General features: G+C 73.3%; 13 protein-coding genes. 7 read left to right on the top strand and 6 right to left on the bottom strand.

The window, feature by feature from the left end:
• Window positions 1-74: 74 nt before the first annotated feature.
• Genes AB0G32_RS36070 through AB0G32_RS36060 form a run of 3 tightly spaced genes read right to left on the bottom strand, consistent with a single transcriptional unit; the run spans window position 75 to window position 3,689 of the window.
• Entirely contained in the window at window positions 75-869 is a 795-nt protein-coding gene (locus AB0G32_RS36070; protein ID WP_361173612.1) for a DeoR/GlpR family DNA-binding transcription regulator, read from the bottom strand.
• Between the two features lie 52 nt (window positions 870-921).
• Entirely contained in the window at window positions 922-2,280 is a 1,359-nt protein-coding gene (locus AB0G32_RS36065) for a gluconate:H+ symporter (protein WP_361173609.1), read from the bottom strand.
• Window positions 2,277-3,689 carry a homoserine dehydrogenase gene (locus AB0G32_RS36060; RefSeq protein ID WP_361173606.1) on the bottom strand — a complete coding sequence of 471 codons (1,413 nt, stop codon included), beginning with the start codon at window positions 3,687-3,689 and terminating at the stop codon, window positions 2,277-2,279. Before AB0G32_RS36060 ends, AB0G32_RS36065 begins: the two co-directional genes overlap by 4 nt.
• Before the next feature lie 139 nt (window positions 3,690-3,828).
• Between AB0G32_RS36060 and otnK the strand changes: the two genes are divergently transcribed.
• Both otnK and AB0G32_RS36050 read left to right on the top strand, forming a co-directional pair.
• Complete coding sequence (gene otnK / locus AB0G32_RS36055) at window positions 3,829-5,103, top strand: 3-oxo-tetronate kinase (RefSeq protein ID WP_361173603.1); 1,275 nt, start codon at window positions 3,829-3,831, stop codon at window positions 5,101-5,103.
• Window positions 5,100-5,771 (top strand): class II aldolase/adducin family protein, encoded by a 672-nt coding sequence (locus AB0G32_RS36050; RefSeq protein WP_361173600.1) that lies wholly within the window; start codon window positions 5,100-5,102, stop codon window positions 5,769-5,771. Before otnK ends, AB0G32_RS36050 begins: the two co-directional genes overlap by 4 nt.
• Before the next feature lie 7 nt (window positions 5,772-5,778).
• Here the strand turns inward: AB0G32_RS36050 and AB0G32_RS36045 are convergent, their stop codons facing one another.
• Together AB0G32_RS36045 and AB0G32_RS36040 are read right to left on the bottom strand one after the other, a co-directional pair.
• A complete protein-coding gene (locus tag AB0G32_RS36045; RefSeq protein WP_361173597.1) occupies window positions 5,779-6,609 on the bottom strand; it encodes a lysozyme in 831 nt (276 codons plus the stop codon).
• A gap of 80 nt (window positions 6,610-6,689) precedes the next feature.
• On the bottom strand, window positions 6,690-7,322 hold the full coding sequence (locus tag AB0G32_RS36040) for a CBS domain-containing protein (RefSeq protein ID WP_361173594.1): 633 nt from the start codon (window positions 7,320-7,322) through the stop codon (window positions 6,690-6,692).
• Between the two features lie 334 nt (window positions 7,323-7,656).
• On the opposite strand from AB0G32_RS36040, the gene AB0G32_RS36035 reads away from it, so the two are divergent.
• The 4 genes from AB0G32_RS36035 (at window position 7,657) to AB0G32_RS36020 (ending at window position 11,614) form a co-directional block, all read left to right on the top strand.
• On the top strand, window positions 7,657-8,763 hold the full coding sequence (locus AB0G32_RS36035) for a hypothetical protein (protein ID WP_361173591.1): 1,107 nt from the start codon (window positions 7,657-7,659) through the stop codon (window positions 8,761-8,763).
• Window positions 8,764-8,847: 84 nt separating this feature from the next.
• The gene (locus AB0G32_RS36030) at window positions 8,848-9,504 is read left to right on the top strand and encodes a UbiX family flavin prenyltransferase (protein ID WP_361173588.1); all 657 of its coding nucleotides are present in this window, start codon (window positions 8,848-8,850) and stop codon (window positions 9,502-9,504) included.
• The gene (locus AB0G32_RS36025; protein WP_361173585.1) at window positions 9,501-10,094 is read left to right on the top strand and encodes a UbiX family flavin prenyltransferase; all 594 of its coding nucleotides are present in this window, start codon (window positions 9,501-9,503) and stop codon (window positions 10,092-10,094) included. Before AB0G32_RS36030 ends, AB0G32_RS36025 begins: the two co-directional genes overlap by 4 nt.
• 35 nt (window positions 10,095-10,129) lie before the next feature.
• Window positions 10,130-11,614, top strand: coding sequence for a UbiD family decarboxylase (locus tag AB0G32_RS36020; protein WP_361173582.1), 1,485 nt, complete (start codon window positions 10,130-10,132; stop codon window positions 11,612-11,614).
• 4 nt (window positions 11,615-11,618) lie between these two features.
• Here AB0G32_RS36020 and AB0G32_RS36015 read toward each other — a convergent pair whose 3' ends face one another.
• Window positions 11,619-12,956, bottom strand: a complete 1,338-nt coding sequence (locus AB0G32_RS36015; RefSeq protein WP_361173675.1) for an MFS transporter — start codon at window positions 12,954-12,956, stop codon at window positions 11,619-11,621.
• A 247-nt stretch (window positions 12,957-13,203) separates the two neighbouring features.
• Here AB0G32_RS36015 and AB0G32_RS36010 point away from each other — a divergent pair.
• On the top strand, window positions 13,204-14,060 hold an 857-nt coding region (locus AB0G32_RS36010), incomplete at its 3' end, for an SDR family oxidoreductase (protein WP_361173579.1).

Below are 14,060 nucleotides of genomic sequence, written 5' to 3'. Positions count from 1 at the left end.
ACAGGACAGGGGGTCTTGGACAGCTGTTCGGGCCGGGGCGGTCGTTGGCCGAAAACAGCCGTACCGCGGCGGGGTCAGGGCCGGGCGAGGACCAGCGACGAGCCGCCGTCGCGGATGCCCTCGGCCGCCGCGTCGGTCAGCTCGGCGTCGGTGACGATGGTGTCGAACGCGGTCAGCGGTGCCACCCGGTACCGGCCGAAGGTCCCGTACTTGGAGGAGCCCGCCACCAGCACCGAGTGGGCGGCGCAGGCCATCGCCGCCTGCTTGACCTCCACCTTGGCCTCGGACGGGGTGGTGATGCCGCGCAGCAGGTCCCAGGAGCTGGTGCTGATGAACGCGACGTCCAGGGCGAGCCGGCGCAGGGTGTCGGCGGCCAGCCGGCCGACGCTGGACCGGTTGGAGACGTCCACCCGGCCGCCGACGTGCACCAGGTCCAGGTGGGGGGTGTCCAGCAGCCGGCCGATGGTGGTGAAGTCGTTGGTGACCACCGTCAGGTCCTGCCGCTGGGCGAGTACCGGCACCATCGCCAGCAGGGTGGTGCCGGCGTCCAGGTAGACCGTCATCCCGTCCCGCACCAGCCGGGCCGCCTCGGCCGCCATCGCCCGCTTCTGCGGCTGCTCCACCTGGGACTTGTCGAGGAAGCCGGGCTCACTGTGGATGGCGTCGGCGATCCGCGCCCCGCCGGGCACGGAGAACACCATGCCCTTCTTCTCCAGCTCGGCGATGTCGCGCCGCACCGTCATGTGCGAGACGCCGAGCAGCCGGGTGATCTGCTGCACGCTGAGCACTCCGTCGCGCCGCAGGTGCTTCAGCAGCTGTTCGCGGCGCTGGTCGGGGATGAGCGGCGGGCGCTCGTCGTCCGGGGCCATGTGTTCCGTCCTTCCGTCCACCGTGCTGACGTTAGCCGATGATCATCCCGGGTCAGCCGTGCACGACCGTGCTGAGCAGCAGCACGCCGCCCAGGCTGAGCAGTGACTGGAGCGACAGCATCAGCGTCCAGGTGCGGAACGTCTGCGCCACCGACAGCTGGAAGTACTCCTTGAACAGCCAGAACCCGGAGTCGTTGACGTGCGAGAGCATCACCGCGCCGGAGGCGGTGGCCAGCACCATCAGCTCCGGCGAGGTGCCGGGGGAGGCGGCCAGCAGCGGCGCGACGATGGCGGTGGCCGCGGCGGTGGCCACGGTGGCCGAGCCCAGGCAGATCCGCAGCAGGGCGGCGACCAGCCAGCCGAGCAGCAACGGCGATATCGACCAGTCCACGGCGTAGTCGGAGATCAGCTGGTCGATGCCGGTCTCGGTGAGCATCGCCTTGAAGCCGCCGCCGGCGCCCAGGATCAGGATGATCGCGCCGACCGGCCCGAGTCCCTTCGCCGCCATCTTCTGGAGCTGGCCGAGCCCGAAGCCGGAACGCACGCCGAGGGCGAAGAAGGCGAAGACCACGGCCGCCAGCAGCGACAGCACCGAGTTGTTGCAGGCGTCGAAGAACTGGTACGGCAGCGTGCCCTCGGCGGTGTTGGCGGTGCCGAGGGTGCCGATCAGCATCAGGCCCGGCGGGATCAGCACGGTGATCATCGACAGCGCGAACGAGGCCGGCCTGCGGCGGTGTTCGGGCTCGATGGCGGCCGACTGCACCGGACCCTTGTCCAGGTCGGGCGCGGGACCGAACCAGCGGCTGATGAACCGGGTCAGCACCGGACCGGTGATCACGGCCATCGGGATGCCGATGCACAGCCCCCACAGGATGGTCAGGCCGGTGTTGGCACCGTAGGCGGTGACCGCCAGGGTGGGGGAGGGGTGCGGCGGCAGCAGGCCGTGCGAGACGTAGAGGCCGGCCGCCATCGGCAGCCCCACCCACAGCAGATGGGTGTTGCTGCGCTTGGCGACGGTGTACACCAGCGGCACCAGCATCACGAAGCTGACGTCGAACAGGTGCGGCATGCCGATCAGCAGCGCCGCGGCGGTGATCGCGGCGGGAATCCACTGCACCGGCCGCGATCCGATGAACACGGTGGCGATCCGGTCGGCGCCGCCCGAGCCGAGCAGGATGCCGCCCAGCAGGGTGCCCAGACCGATGGTCGGGCCGCTGCTGGAGAGCGCGTCGCCGAATCCGCCCTGGAACGCCTCCACCGCGCGGGCCGGGGCGATGCCCGCCGCGACCCCGAGGCCGAGGGCGGCCAGCCCCAGCGCCAGGAACGGGTGCAGCTTCGCCTTGGTGATCAGCAGGACGAGGACGACGACGGAGCCGACTCCGAGGAGCAGGTGCTGGAGATCGGTGCTCACGACTGGGTGGTCCCTTCGGTGCGGTCGGGGCAGCCGCGCGCGGCGCGGCCGGCCCGCCAGGCCCGCAGCAGCCCGGCGTCCGGGTCGGCGAGGTCGGCGATCCTGATCAGCTCGCCGGCGGCCACCGGCCGGGCGAGCGTGGCGTGGGCGGCGAGGTAGAGCGGCGCCACGTCGTCGGGGGCCTCCTCGCCGCGCAGCAGCACGGCCTGGACGCCGGTGACGTCGTGGTGGTGGCCGCCCATCGCCAGGGTGGTCCCGGCGGGCAGTTCCGTACGCACCCGCCCGGCGAGCACCGCGTGCGAGCGCGGGTCGGTGCCGCCCGAGGGACGGTGGTGCAGGACCGCCGACAGCAGGCTGACCGGCGTCTCGACGCCCATCAGGTGGTACGGCAGGTAGATCGCGGCGTACCGCCCGTCGGCGCTGAGCACATGGCCCTTCTCGCGCAGCGTCTCCCAGGTCACCGGGTCGTCGGTGCGCACCACCACGAAGACACCGCCCGCGAAGGACGCCTCGCCGGGCAGCCGCAGCGCGCTGAAGACGTCCACCGCGCCGGTGCGGTTCAGTACCCCGCCGTCCGCGCGCGGCCGGTACACGTCGGCCAGCTCGGCGATCCGGGCCACCGGGTAGTGCAGCCGCTCGGTGTCCGGGCGGAAACCGGTGTTGTTGGCCACGACGGCCATCTCGCAGTAGTCGGCGGTGGCACCGGTCGGCAGCGCCGCCACCGCGGCGGCCCGGGCATCCAGGGTGGCGCGCACGTCGGCGCCGAGGCCGAGCAGCCCGGACAGCTCCGGCGCGGGCACGGTGGTGTCGAGCTGGGTGACCGTACCGGCCTCGGGGTCGTACACCAGGTCGTACTCGGTGGACTTGCCGATCGCCACGACGTCCAGGCCGAGCAGCTCGGCCCAGGTGACCAGGCCGATCAGGTTGGCCGGCTGGTCGCCGTCGGCGGTCGTGTACACCAGGCCGCGCTCGGCGGCGAGGTCCGCCAGGTACAGACCGGCGACCGAGTCGACCTCCTTGCTGACCATCGCCACGTGCCGGCCGCCGGTCAGCGCCCGCTCGGCCATCGCGAGGCCGTCCGCGGGGGAGCCGGTCGCCTCCACGAGGATGTCCCAGGGCGCGGCGGTGAGCAGCGCGGCGTCGGCCACCAGCGCGATCCCGCCGCCGGCCACGGCGTCCGCCACCGCCCCGGCGTCGGCGCAGTCGGCCAGCCGCTCCCCGTCGTGGCCCAGCTCGACGAGTATGGCGCGCAGCCGGGGCAGGTCCCGGTCGCACAGCACGGCCGGGGCCAGGCCGGGCAGCCGGCGGGTCTGGGCCAGGAGGGTCCGGGCGAATCCGCCGCCGGCCCCGCTCAGTGCGTAGCGCACCGTCCGGCCGCCGGTGTCGGCGAACAAGTGATGCAGGTTCATGGTGCCCTCCTGGGAAGCAACGATGAACAACGTGTATCACCAGATCTCACCTGCGTAAAGTCTGGTAACATAAATTCACAGATCATCACGAGGTGGCCGTCGGGCCGCGCCACCGACCCGCACCAACGCAGGAGGCTTGATGCCGACCCTCGGGGCCATCGCAGACGACTTCACCGGCGCCACCGACCTGGCCACCATGCTGGTGGCACGGGGCTGGCGGACCGTGGTCGCGGTCGGCGCGGACGCGGTCGCCGCCCTCGCCGACGACGCGGAGACGGACGCGGTGGTGGTGGCCCTCAAGTCGAGAACCGCGCCCGTCGCGGAGGCGGTGGACAGCTCCCTGAAGGCGCTGCACGCACTGCGCGCGATCGGCTGCCGGCGGTTCTACTTCAAGTACTGCTCCACGTTCGACTCCACCCCCGAGGGCAACATCGGGCCGGTCACCGACGCCCTGCTGGCCGCGCTCGGCGAGCGGCGCACCGTGGTGGTGCCGTCCTTCCCGGCGACCGGCCGCACCGTGTACCGGGGCCGGCTCTTCGTCCACGACGACCTGCTCGACGAGAGCCCCATGCGGCACCACCCGCTCACCCCGATGCGGGACTCCCGCCTCCAGCGGCTGCTGGAACCGCAGACCACCCACCCCGTCACCCGGGTCGGCCTCGGCACCGTGCGGGCTGGCGCCGCCGCCCTGCGTGCCGCGCTGGCCGAGCCCGCGCACGCGGACGCGCTCGTCGTCGTGGACGCCGTCGACGACACCGACCTGACCGCCATCGCCGCCGCCACCGAGGAGTTCGGCCTGGTCACCGGCGCGGCCGGGCTCGCCGTCGGACTGACCGGCCCGCACCCGGGAGCGGCCCGCGCCCGCCCCGCCTCCCGCCCCGGCGACCCGGGCGTGGTTCTCGCGGGCAGCGCCTCGGCCGCCACCCGCGCCCAGGTCGCCCACGCCCTCGGCCGGCTGCCGCACCGCCGGCTCGACCTGGCCCGGCTGCGCGCCGACTTCGACACCGCCGTCGCCGAACTGACCGCGTTCGTCCGCGAGCACTGGACCGCCGACCCGGCCCGGCCACCCCTCGTCTACGCCGTCGCCACCCCGGCCGACATCGAGACCGACACCCCGGACGGCGCCGAACCCCCCGCCTCGCTGGTCGAACGGGCCCTGGCCGCCTGCGCGGTCACCCTGGTGGCAGCGGGCGCCCGCCGGCTGCTGGTGGCCGGCGGCGAGACCTCCGGCGCCGTGGTCACCGCACTGCGGGCCCGCACCCTCGGCATCGGCGCGCCCATCGCCCCCGGCGTCGCCTGGGCCCGCACCGAGGTGTGCCCGGCGGGCACCGCCCACACCGTCGACCTCGCCCTGAAGTCCGGCAACTTCGGGGACACCGCCATCTTCACCGAGGCCTGGGAGCAGCTCGTATGACCGCCGTCGGCCAGGAACTCGCCGCCGCGGCGGCCCATCTCGCGGGGCTGGGCCTGAGCCCCGGATCGTCGGGCAACATCAGCGCCCGCGACGGCGACCGCGTCCTCATCACCCCCACCGGCGCCGACCTGGCGGCCCTGGACCCGGCGCGGCTGTCCGTCCTCGACCTCGACGGACACCTCCTGGAAGGACCCCGGCCGTCCAAGGAGTTCCCGCTGCACCTCGCCTTCTACCGGCGCGAGAGCGGGACCCGGGCCGTGGTCCACCTGCACTCCCGGCACGCCGCCGCGGCCTCCTGCCGCCCGGCCTGGTCCGAGCTGAGCGCCCTGCCCCCGCTCACCCCCTACTTCGTCATGCGGGTGGGACAGATACCCCTGCTGCCCTACGCCCCGCCCGGCGACGCCGGCCAGGCGGCCGGCCTGGAGCGGCTGCCGTTCCCCTGCCGGGCCGCCCTGCTGCAGAACCACGGCCCGGTCGTCGCGGGCACCTCACTGCGCGCGGCCACCGAGGCCGCGGTCGAGGTGGAGGAGGTCTGCGCACTGTCCCTGCTGCTCGGGGACCGGCCGGTCCGCCTGCTGACGCCGGACGAGGCGACGGCGCTCGCCGCCAAGTACGGCACGTACTGGACGGAGAGCGCCGACCGGCCCGGCCCGGGCACCGACGCCTGAGGCCGGGTCAGCCGCCGGCGAACTCGGTCAGCTGGTCCGGTGTCCCGTTGAACCGGTCGTGGTCGCCGACGGTCGGCCCGGTCGAGGTGTACTGCCACATGGTGTACTGCGACCAGCCGGCCGGCAGCGTCCCGGGCGTCGTGGCGTACCGCGCGATCCACAGCGGGTTGGTGGCGCCGAACCCGTCGGCGTTCCCGGTGCACTGCTTCCACCAGCTGGTGGAGGTGTAGATCACCGCGGCCCGGCCGGTGCGGGCCTGGTACCGGTCGGTGAAGTCCCGGATCCAGGACACCAGTTGCGCCGGTGTCCGGCCGTAGCAGGAGTCGCCGTACGGGTTCCACTCGATGTCGAGCACCCCTGGCAGGGTCCGCCCGTCCGCCGTCCAGGCCCCGCCGTGGTCGACGAAGTAGTCGGCCTGCGCGGTCCCGCTCGAGGTGTCCGGCGTACCGAAGTGGTAGGCGCCGCGGACCATGCCGACGTCGTACGCGCCGTTGTACTGCTGCCCGTACTTGGGGTTGAGGTAGGAGGTGCCCTCGGTGGCCTTCACATAGGCCCACTTGACCCCGCTGTTCCACAGGGTCGGCCAGGCGACGTCGCCCTGGTGACTGGAGACGTCCACGCCCTCCGTCTGGGCGGCGCGGGTGCCGGCCGGGCTGCCCAGCACGCCGTCATGGGCCAGCACGCCCATGCCCATGTAGGCGGAACCGCGGACCGGGGTGGTGTCGTCGGCCGCCGCGGGGGCGGCGGCGGGAGGGGACAGGATCGACAGTGCGGCGAGCAGGCTGCCCGACGCGAGCAGGCGGAAGCGGCCGTCCGCCACGGCTATGGGTCTCAGCACGCCTCCATCCGACCGCCGGTGCCGCCCGGCCGCATCCCGCGCGCGTCCGGACGGCTGGCCCGGACGCCGAGCGGCGGGTGTCAGCGCGTCAGTTCGGCGTCCGCGTCGCCCGCCGCCCGGAACTCCACGGCGACCACCCCGTCCACCCGCCGGCACAGGTCCTCCAGCACGGCGACCGGCACCTGTTCCGGGAGGGCGCCGGTGAGCACCACATGGCCGTGCGTCACGTCCACCTGGAGGGCCGAGGGAGCCAGCCCGAGGGTCTGCACCAGAGCCTCCTCGATGATCTCGGTGCGGATCTCGCGGTCCCCCCGCAGAAAGACCCGCAGCAGGTCGCTGCGGCTGACCACGCCGATCAGCCGCTCGCCCGCGTCCACCACCAGCAGCCGCTTGATGCCGTGCCGGGCCATCACCCGGGCCGCGTCCACCACGCTCCAGTCCTCCCGCGCGCTGAGCGGCGGCGAGGTCATCAGCCCCGCCGCGTCGGTGGCCGACGCCTTGGCCCCGTCGGGCGGCGCGGTGTCGCCGCCCCAGATCTTCTCCAGGAGATCCGCCTCCGACACCACCCCCACCGGACGGTCGTCCGCGTCCACCACGGGCACGGCGGTGATGTCGTACTCCTGAAGCAGGTGGGCGATCTCCTTGAACGGTGTGCCGCGCTGGACGCGGACCACGGCCTCGCTCATCAGATCGCGCACCTTCTGGTGGTTCATCGCTGGATCTTCCTCTCCGCTGCCGGCCCGCTGCGGCCGGCATTCGACCTTCCGCAGGTGAGAACGTCCGGCGGGCTCCAGGGGTGCCCCGCGTCACGCGGAAGGGGCACGGCGGCGACCGGTCCCCCACGCCTCGTTCCGTCCCGCACCCGTGCCCAGGAGACCCCTGCCGTCCTCCCCTTACGCCGCTACGGCAGCCGCATCAGCCGGGCGCCCGGCACCGGGCCCGGCACCGGCGTACGACCCGGGGTACCGCGTTGACGGCGCCCCGGTTCGGCAGGACGTTGCCCTCCCGACGCGGAACAACGGCGTTCAGCGACAAGGGGGACCTGACATGGCACCTCGATCAAGGGACCGCGTACTCGACGACCTGGTGAACGACAAGGGCCGGGGCGCGCCGCTGCGCAGGAAGCTCACGGCGAACCCGGACCGCAACTGGCTGCTGGCCATCGTGCTGCACAGCTGCGCCAAGTTCGCGCAGGGCGCCCAGCTCACCGACCTGGAGCAGTCGATCGTGACGGCCTTCCGCAAGAACGGCCTCACCGACGAGGAGATCAAGCAGCACGGCGACGCCGACCAGCGGATGCCGCGGCAACTGCGCGAGCAGTTCTTCCCGAAGCGCTTCGCGCAACTGGACGTCAAGCAGTCCTACTCGATGCGGGACCTGGCCAAGGATGCCCCGGGCATCGTCCGGTCGGTGCTGGCGATGCCGACCGTCACCCGGCTCGACGTACCGGCGATCCACGCGGGCACCGCCGTGCTGGCGGACTTCCCGCTGCCCTCCCGCGCCCTGCTGCGCGAGCACGCCACCGCCATGACGGTGGCGCTGGACCCGGACGCCCCGGTCCGCGCGGCCGCGCCGCCGAACGCGCGGATCAGCATCAAGGCCACCTCGTTCCACTGCGCCGACCGGCAGACGGACAGCGTCTTCGGGCCCGCCAACGAGCCGTACTGGATCTTCGGCTCGCTGGGCGGCGGCACCACGGTCACCACCCGGTCGCAGATCTTCGGCGACGTCGACAGCGGCGAGTCCCGGAACTTCACCTCCACCGACGGCTGCGTCTGGGGCCAGAACTGCACCGCCCAGCCGCTGCCCGACACCGAGGTCGGCGCCCTGGTCTCGCTGTGGGAGCACGACGAGGGCAACGCCGAGAACATCCGCAAGGGCGTCGCCGCGGCCTTCGCCGCCGCGGCCGGCGTCCTGACGGCCACCGGCGTGGCCGCCTGGGTCGGCGCGGTCACCGCGGGCGTCGGCGCCGTCGTGGTGTGGCTGCTCGGCTTCCTGGACGACGACCACGTCGCCGACCAGACCTTCGTCTTCAACCGCGCGGTCGTCGCCAAACAACTGCCCGACGTGGGCTCGTCGTTCAATGTGACGCGCCGCTTCACGGACGGGGACGGCGACTACCAGCTCACCCTCCGGGTGGCCCGCGCCACCTGAGCCCGCCCGGAATGCCCAGGTCCGTTTCTTCCGGAATACTTGCCTTCGGCGTGTTTCCTGTACTTCCGGAAGAAACGGACCGTCATGGCAGAACAGCGCACCATCACCCTGGCCGTCACCGGCGCCGGCGGCACCCGTATGGCCCGCTACGTGCTGGCCGCGCTGGAGCGCGACGACCGCGTCGCCCACGTGGACCTGCTGGTCTCGCCCAACGGGCGCAAGCTGATCGCCCACGAGTTCGGCAGCGCCGCGGACGGCGACGTGGCCCAGGTGCTGCTGGGCAGGACCTCCGGCAAGGTGACCGCCTGGGACGCGGACCGCTGGGACGGGCCGCACACCTCGGGCAGCTACCCCAGCTGGGGCATGATCGTCGTCCCGTGCTCGCTCGGCACCGTCAGCCGGATCGCGCAGGGCCAGTCCTCCTCGCTGATCGAACGGGCCGCCGACGTCTGCCTGAAGGAGCGCCGCCCGCTCGTCCTGTGCGTGCGCGAGACCCCCTTCAACCTCATCCACCTGCGCAACATGACCCAGGCCACCGAGGCCGGCGCGGTTGTCTACCCCATGATCCCGACGTACTACAACCTGCCGGGCACCGTGGGCGAGATGTTCGAGGAGTTCACCGCCCGGCTGCTGGGCTTCACCGGCCTGGACCAGACCGACTACTACACCTGGCAGGAGGGCGGCAGCCCGGCCGCCGCCGAACGCGCCACCACCCGTACGGCGACGGGGGCGGGCGCGTGACCAGGCGGCTCGTCGTCGGCATGACCGGGGCCAGCGGCGCGCCGATCGGGGTCCGGCTGCTGGAGGTGCTGCGCGGCATCGACGGCGTGGAGACCCACCTGGTGCTGTCCCGCTGGGCCCGCACCACCATCGAGCTGGAGACCCCCTACAGCGCCCGGGAGGTCGCCAAGCTCGCCGACGTCGTGCACGGCCCCGGCGACCAGGCCGCCGCCATCTCCTCCGGTTCGTACCCGACCGACGGCATGGTCGTCGCGCCGTGCAGCATGAAGACCGTCGCCGGCATCCGCACCGGGTACGCCGACGGGCTGATCGGCCGGGCCGCCGACGTGACCCTCAAGGAGCGGCGCCGGCTGGTCCTCGTACCGCGCGAGACCCCGCTGAGCGAGATCCACCTGGAGAACCTGCTCGCGCTGTCCCGGATGGGCGCGGTGGTGCTGCCGCCGGTGCCCGCCTTCTACAACCGGCCGACCGGTCTCGACGACCTCGTCGACCACCTGGTGGCCCGCGTCCTGGACCAGCTCGGCCTGGTCACCGACCACCCGGGCCGCTGGACCGGACTGGCCGCCGCACGCACGCGACCGGGTCCCTGACCCCCGCTTCCGCTGCCTCGACCCGGAGACCTCCCATGTCCGATCAGTCCGCCTCCGTCAACGACCTGCGCTCGGCCCTGGCCCTCCTCAAGGACCACCCCGGGCAGCTGCACACCACCGACCACCCCGTCGATCCCTACGGCGAACTGGCCGGCGTCTACAAACGCGTCGGCGCCGGCGGCACCGTCCAGCGGCCCACCAGGGTCGGCCCGGCGATGCTGTTCGAGAAGATCAAGGGCTACGACGGCGCCCGCATCCTGGTGGGACTGCTGGCCAGCCGCGACCGGGTCGGCCTGCTCATGGGCTGCTCCCCGCGCGAGCTGACCCGGCGGATGACCGACGCGGTGCGCAACCCGGTCGAGCCGGTGTTCGTCGGCGCCGACCAGGCCCCCTGCCAGGAGGTCGTGCACCGCGCCGACCAGGACGGCTTCGACCTGCGCACCCTGCTGCCCGCCCCGACCAACACCGACCAGGACGCCGGACCGTACTTCTGCGAGGCCCTGGTCCTCGGCTCGGACCCCGACACCGGGCACACCGACGTCACCATCCACCGCCTGTGCGTGCAGAGCGCGGACGAGATCTCCATCTTCTTCGCGCCCGGCCGGCACATCGACGCCTTCCGTAAGAAGGCCGAGGAACGCGGCGAGGCGCTGCCGGTCTCCATCAACATCGGCCTCGACCCGGCCGTCTACCTCGGCACCTCCTTCGAGGCCCCCACCACCCCGCTCGGCTTCGACGAGCTGACCATCGGCGGCGCGCTGCGCGGCCAGGGCGTCGCCCTCGTCGACTGCCTCACCGTCGACCAGAAGGCCATCGCCCGCGCCGAGATCGTCATCGAGGGCGAGATCCTGCCGAAGGTCCGGGTCGCCGAGGACAAGAACACGAACACCGGCCACGCGATGCCGGAGTTCCCCGGCTACGACGGGCCCGCCGCCCCCTCGCTGCCGGTGATCAAGGTCAAGGCCGTCACCACCCGCGAGAACGCCATCGTGCAGACCCTGGTCGGCCCCGGCGAGGAACACGTGTCGCTGGCCGGCATCCCCACCGAGGCCGCCGTCATGCGGATGTGCGAGGACGAGTACCCCGGCTTCGTCCAGCAGACCTACGCCCACTCCTCCGGCGGCGGCAAGTTCCTCCAGATCATCCAGGTGAAGAAGACCGCCGCGTTCGACGACGGCCGGGCCCGCCAGGTCGGCGTCCTCGCCCTCGGCGTCTACACCGAGCTCAAGCACGTCGTGCTGGTCGACGAGGACGTCGACCCCTTCGACACCGAGGACGTGCTGTGGGCCATGACCACCCGCTTCCAGGCCGACCGGGACCTGATCGTGCTGCCCGGCGTCGCCGGACACGTCCTGGACCCCTCCCAGACCCCCCAGTACAACCCGGACCTGGGCACCAAGGGCATCACCGCCAAGATGATCTACGACGCCACCCGGCCGTACGACCTGCGGGACATGTTCACCCGGGCCCGGTTCCGCGACGTCGACCCGCGGCCCTGGTACCCCGACTACCGGGAATGACCGGCTACCCGGCCACCGGGCGGGCGCCGACGCGGCGCAGACCGCGGTCGAAGACGGTCAGCAGCAGGAACAGCGCGCCGGCGCCCAGCATCAGCCAGGCCAGCTGGTGCAGCCCGCCGGTGCTCGCGTGCGACCCGAACGCGGCGGCGGTGCCGGCCGAGGCGACCATCGAGCCGAGGTACATGAACGTGCGCAGCAGCCCGGCGGAGGACCCGGTCCGCTCCGGATCGGACTGGTGGTACACCGAGTTCTGCAACGCCAGGTTGTTGAGCCCCTGCGGCACCCCGCAGATCAGCGTGACGACCAGCAGCAGCCACACCGGGCTGGCCGCGCCAAGCGTGAGCAGCAGCGCGCAGGCGACCAGCTGGCCGACCGCCCCGACCAGCAGCTTGCCGCGCACCCCGGCCCGGCGGCCGGTGAGCGCCGACACCGCGAGGCCCGTCAGGAACAGCGGCAACTGCACCAGACCGGCCCCCGACGGGGACAGGCCGCGGCCCTCCTCGACCCACTGCGTGAAGCCGTAGAGGAAGGAGTAGGAGACGACGTACGCCACCAGGGTGCGGGCGTAGGTCGCCAGCAGCGGCCGGTTGCCGCCGAGCACCCGCAGGTCGATGAAGGGCACGGCGGCGCGCAGCTCGCGCACCGCGAACGCGGCGCCCGCCACCACCCCGGCCAGCGGCAGATACCAGGCGTCCAGATGCGGGTTCATCAGGAAGAGCAGCAGTGTGACCAGCGTCGCCGCGAACAGCGCCATGCCGGGCAGGTCCAGGTCGGCGGTGACCCGGCCGCCCCCGCCGCGGCGCGCACCGCCCCGCTTCGGCAGCCTCAGGGCGCCGAGCAGCACCGCGGCCACCGAGAGCGGGATGTTGACGGCGAAGGTGGCCCGCCAGCCGCCCAGCCCGATCAGCAGGCCGCCGAGCGAGGGGCCGATCACGGCGACGGTCTGGTTGGCCACCGCCAGCACGGTGAGCAGGCCCGCCGGGCTGTCGACGCCGGTGCGGTCGGCCTCGCTGCGCAGCAGCGCCATCGCGGACGGGTAACCGGCGCAGGTGCCGAACCCCAGCAGCACCCGGGCGCCGATCAGGACGCCGAGATTCGGGGCCAGGGTGCCGGCCAGACCGGCGAGGCCGACCAGCGAGGTGCTGATGAGGAACAGCCGCCGGGGCCCGAAGAGGTCGATGAGCCGGCCGACCACCGGCTGCCCCAGGGCGGTGGCGAGGTAGAGCGCGGAGACCAGCCAGGCGGTCTGGGAGGGCGGGGCGCCGAGGGCCGCGCCGATCGGGACCAGGGCGACGGCGACGATCGTGGAATTGATGGGATTGAGCACCGAGCCGAGCACCATCGGGGGTATCAGCCCCCGGTCGAAGCGTCCGCGCGGTCCGCCGGGCCCCTGGTCCGTGCGGGTGTCGCGGGTGTCGCGGGTGTTCTCCGCCGGCGGGGCCCCGGTGTCGTCGCTCATGCCTCCACCGTAGATTTAGCCAGTCGCACCTGTACAGTTCGGACTGCGCAGTTTGCCTGACCTTGACCGAGTGCCTACCGGAGTCCGGACGAGGTACCCGGTGGGCCCGCCGTCGACGAGGAGTGGTCGTATGCCGGTGAGAGCGAATCCGTTGGACGGCCGGACGGCCGTGGTGACCGGTGCGGCGCGCGGGCTGGGCGCGGCCCTGGCCCACGAGCTGTCCCGGCGCGGGATGCGGCTGGCCCTGCTGGGCCGGGAGGAGGCGGCGCTGGCCCGGATCCGGGACGAGCTGCCGGGAGAGGCCTGGTGCTGGGAGGCCGATGTCACCGACGACACCGGGATGGCCCGGGCCGCCGCCGCGGTCCGGCAGCGGTTCGGACCGCCGTCCGTACTGGTGGCCAACGCGGGCGTGGCCGAGGGCGGCCCGTTCGCCGAGTCCGACCCCGCGACCTGGCGCCGGGTCGTCGAGGTGAACCTCGTCGGCAGCGCGGTGACCGCGCGGACCTTCCTGCCCGACCTGTTCCGCACCCGCGGCTACTTCCTCCAGGTGGCCTCGCTCGCCTCGCTCGGGGCGGCCCCCCTGATGAGCGCGTACTGCGCCTCCAAGGCCGGGGTGGAGTCGTTCGCCCAGTCGCTGCGGGCCGAGGTGGCCCACCGGCGGGTGGGCGTCGGCATCGCCTACATCAACTGGACCGACACCGACATGATCCACGACGCGGACCGGCACCCGGTGCTGCGCGAACTGCGCGGCCACATGCCGCCGCCCGCCCGCAAGGTCTACCCGGTGGCCCACGTGGCCGGCCGGCTGGCCGACGCGGTGGAGCGGCGCCGGCCGACCGTGTACGTCCCCGGCTGGCTGCGCGCGGCCCAGCTGGTGCGGGCCGCCATGCCGCCCGTCGTCACCGCGGTCTCCCGGCGGGAGCTGCCCCGGCTCGCGGACGCCGAGCCGTTCGAGGCGACGGGCCTGCTGGGCGCCGGCGGCCGGGC

Source organism: Streptomyces sp. NPDC023723, from assembly GCF_040639815.1.
Taxonomy (GTDB): Bacteria; Actinomycetota; Actinomycetes; order Streptomycetales; family Streptomycetaceae; genus Streptomyces.
The sequence above is the reverse complement of the archived record's forward strand: the minus strand, read 5'-3'. Positions and strand labels throughout refer to the sequence as shown.

Coding starts and splice junctions, on each gene's coding strand:
- AB0G32_RS36070 (WP_361173612.1), bottom strand. CDS start 869: ATGGCCCCGGACGACGAGCGCCCGCCGCTCATCCCCGACCAGCGCCGC.
- AB0G32_RS36020 (WP_361173582.1), top strand. CDS start 10,130: ATGTCCGATCAGTCCGCCTCCGTCAACGACCTGCGCTCGGCCCTGGCC.
- AB0G32_RS36015 (WP_361173675.1), bottom strand. CDS start 12,956: ATGGTGCTCGGCTCGGTGCTCAATCCCATCAATTCCACGATCGTCGCC.
- AB0G32_RS36050 (WP_361173600.1), top strand. CDS start 5,100: ATGACCGCCGTCGGCCAGGAACTCGCCGCCGCGGCGGCCCATCTCGCG.
- AB0G32_RS36030 (WP_361173588.1), top strand. CDS start 8,848: ATGGCAGAACAGCGCACCATCACCCTGGCCGTCACCGGCGCCGGCGGC.
- AB0G32_RS36060 (WP_361173606.1), bottom strand. CDS start 3,689: ATGAACCTGCATCACTTGTTCGCCGACACCGGCGGCCGGACGGTGCGC.
- AB0G32_RS36040 (WP_361173594.1), bottom strand. CDS start 7,322: ATGAACCACCAGAAGGTGCGCGATCTGATGAGCGAGGCCGTGGTCCGC.
- AB0G32_RS36035 (WP_361173591.1), top strand. CDS start 7,657: ATGGCACCTCGATCAAGGGACCGCGTACTCGACGACCTGGTGAACGAC.
- otnK (WP_361173603.1), top strand. CDS start 3,829: ATGCCGACCCTCGGGGCCATCGCAGACGACTTCACCGGCGCCACCGAC.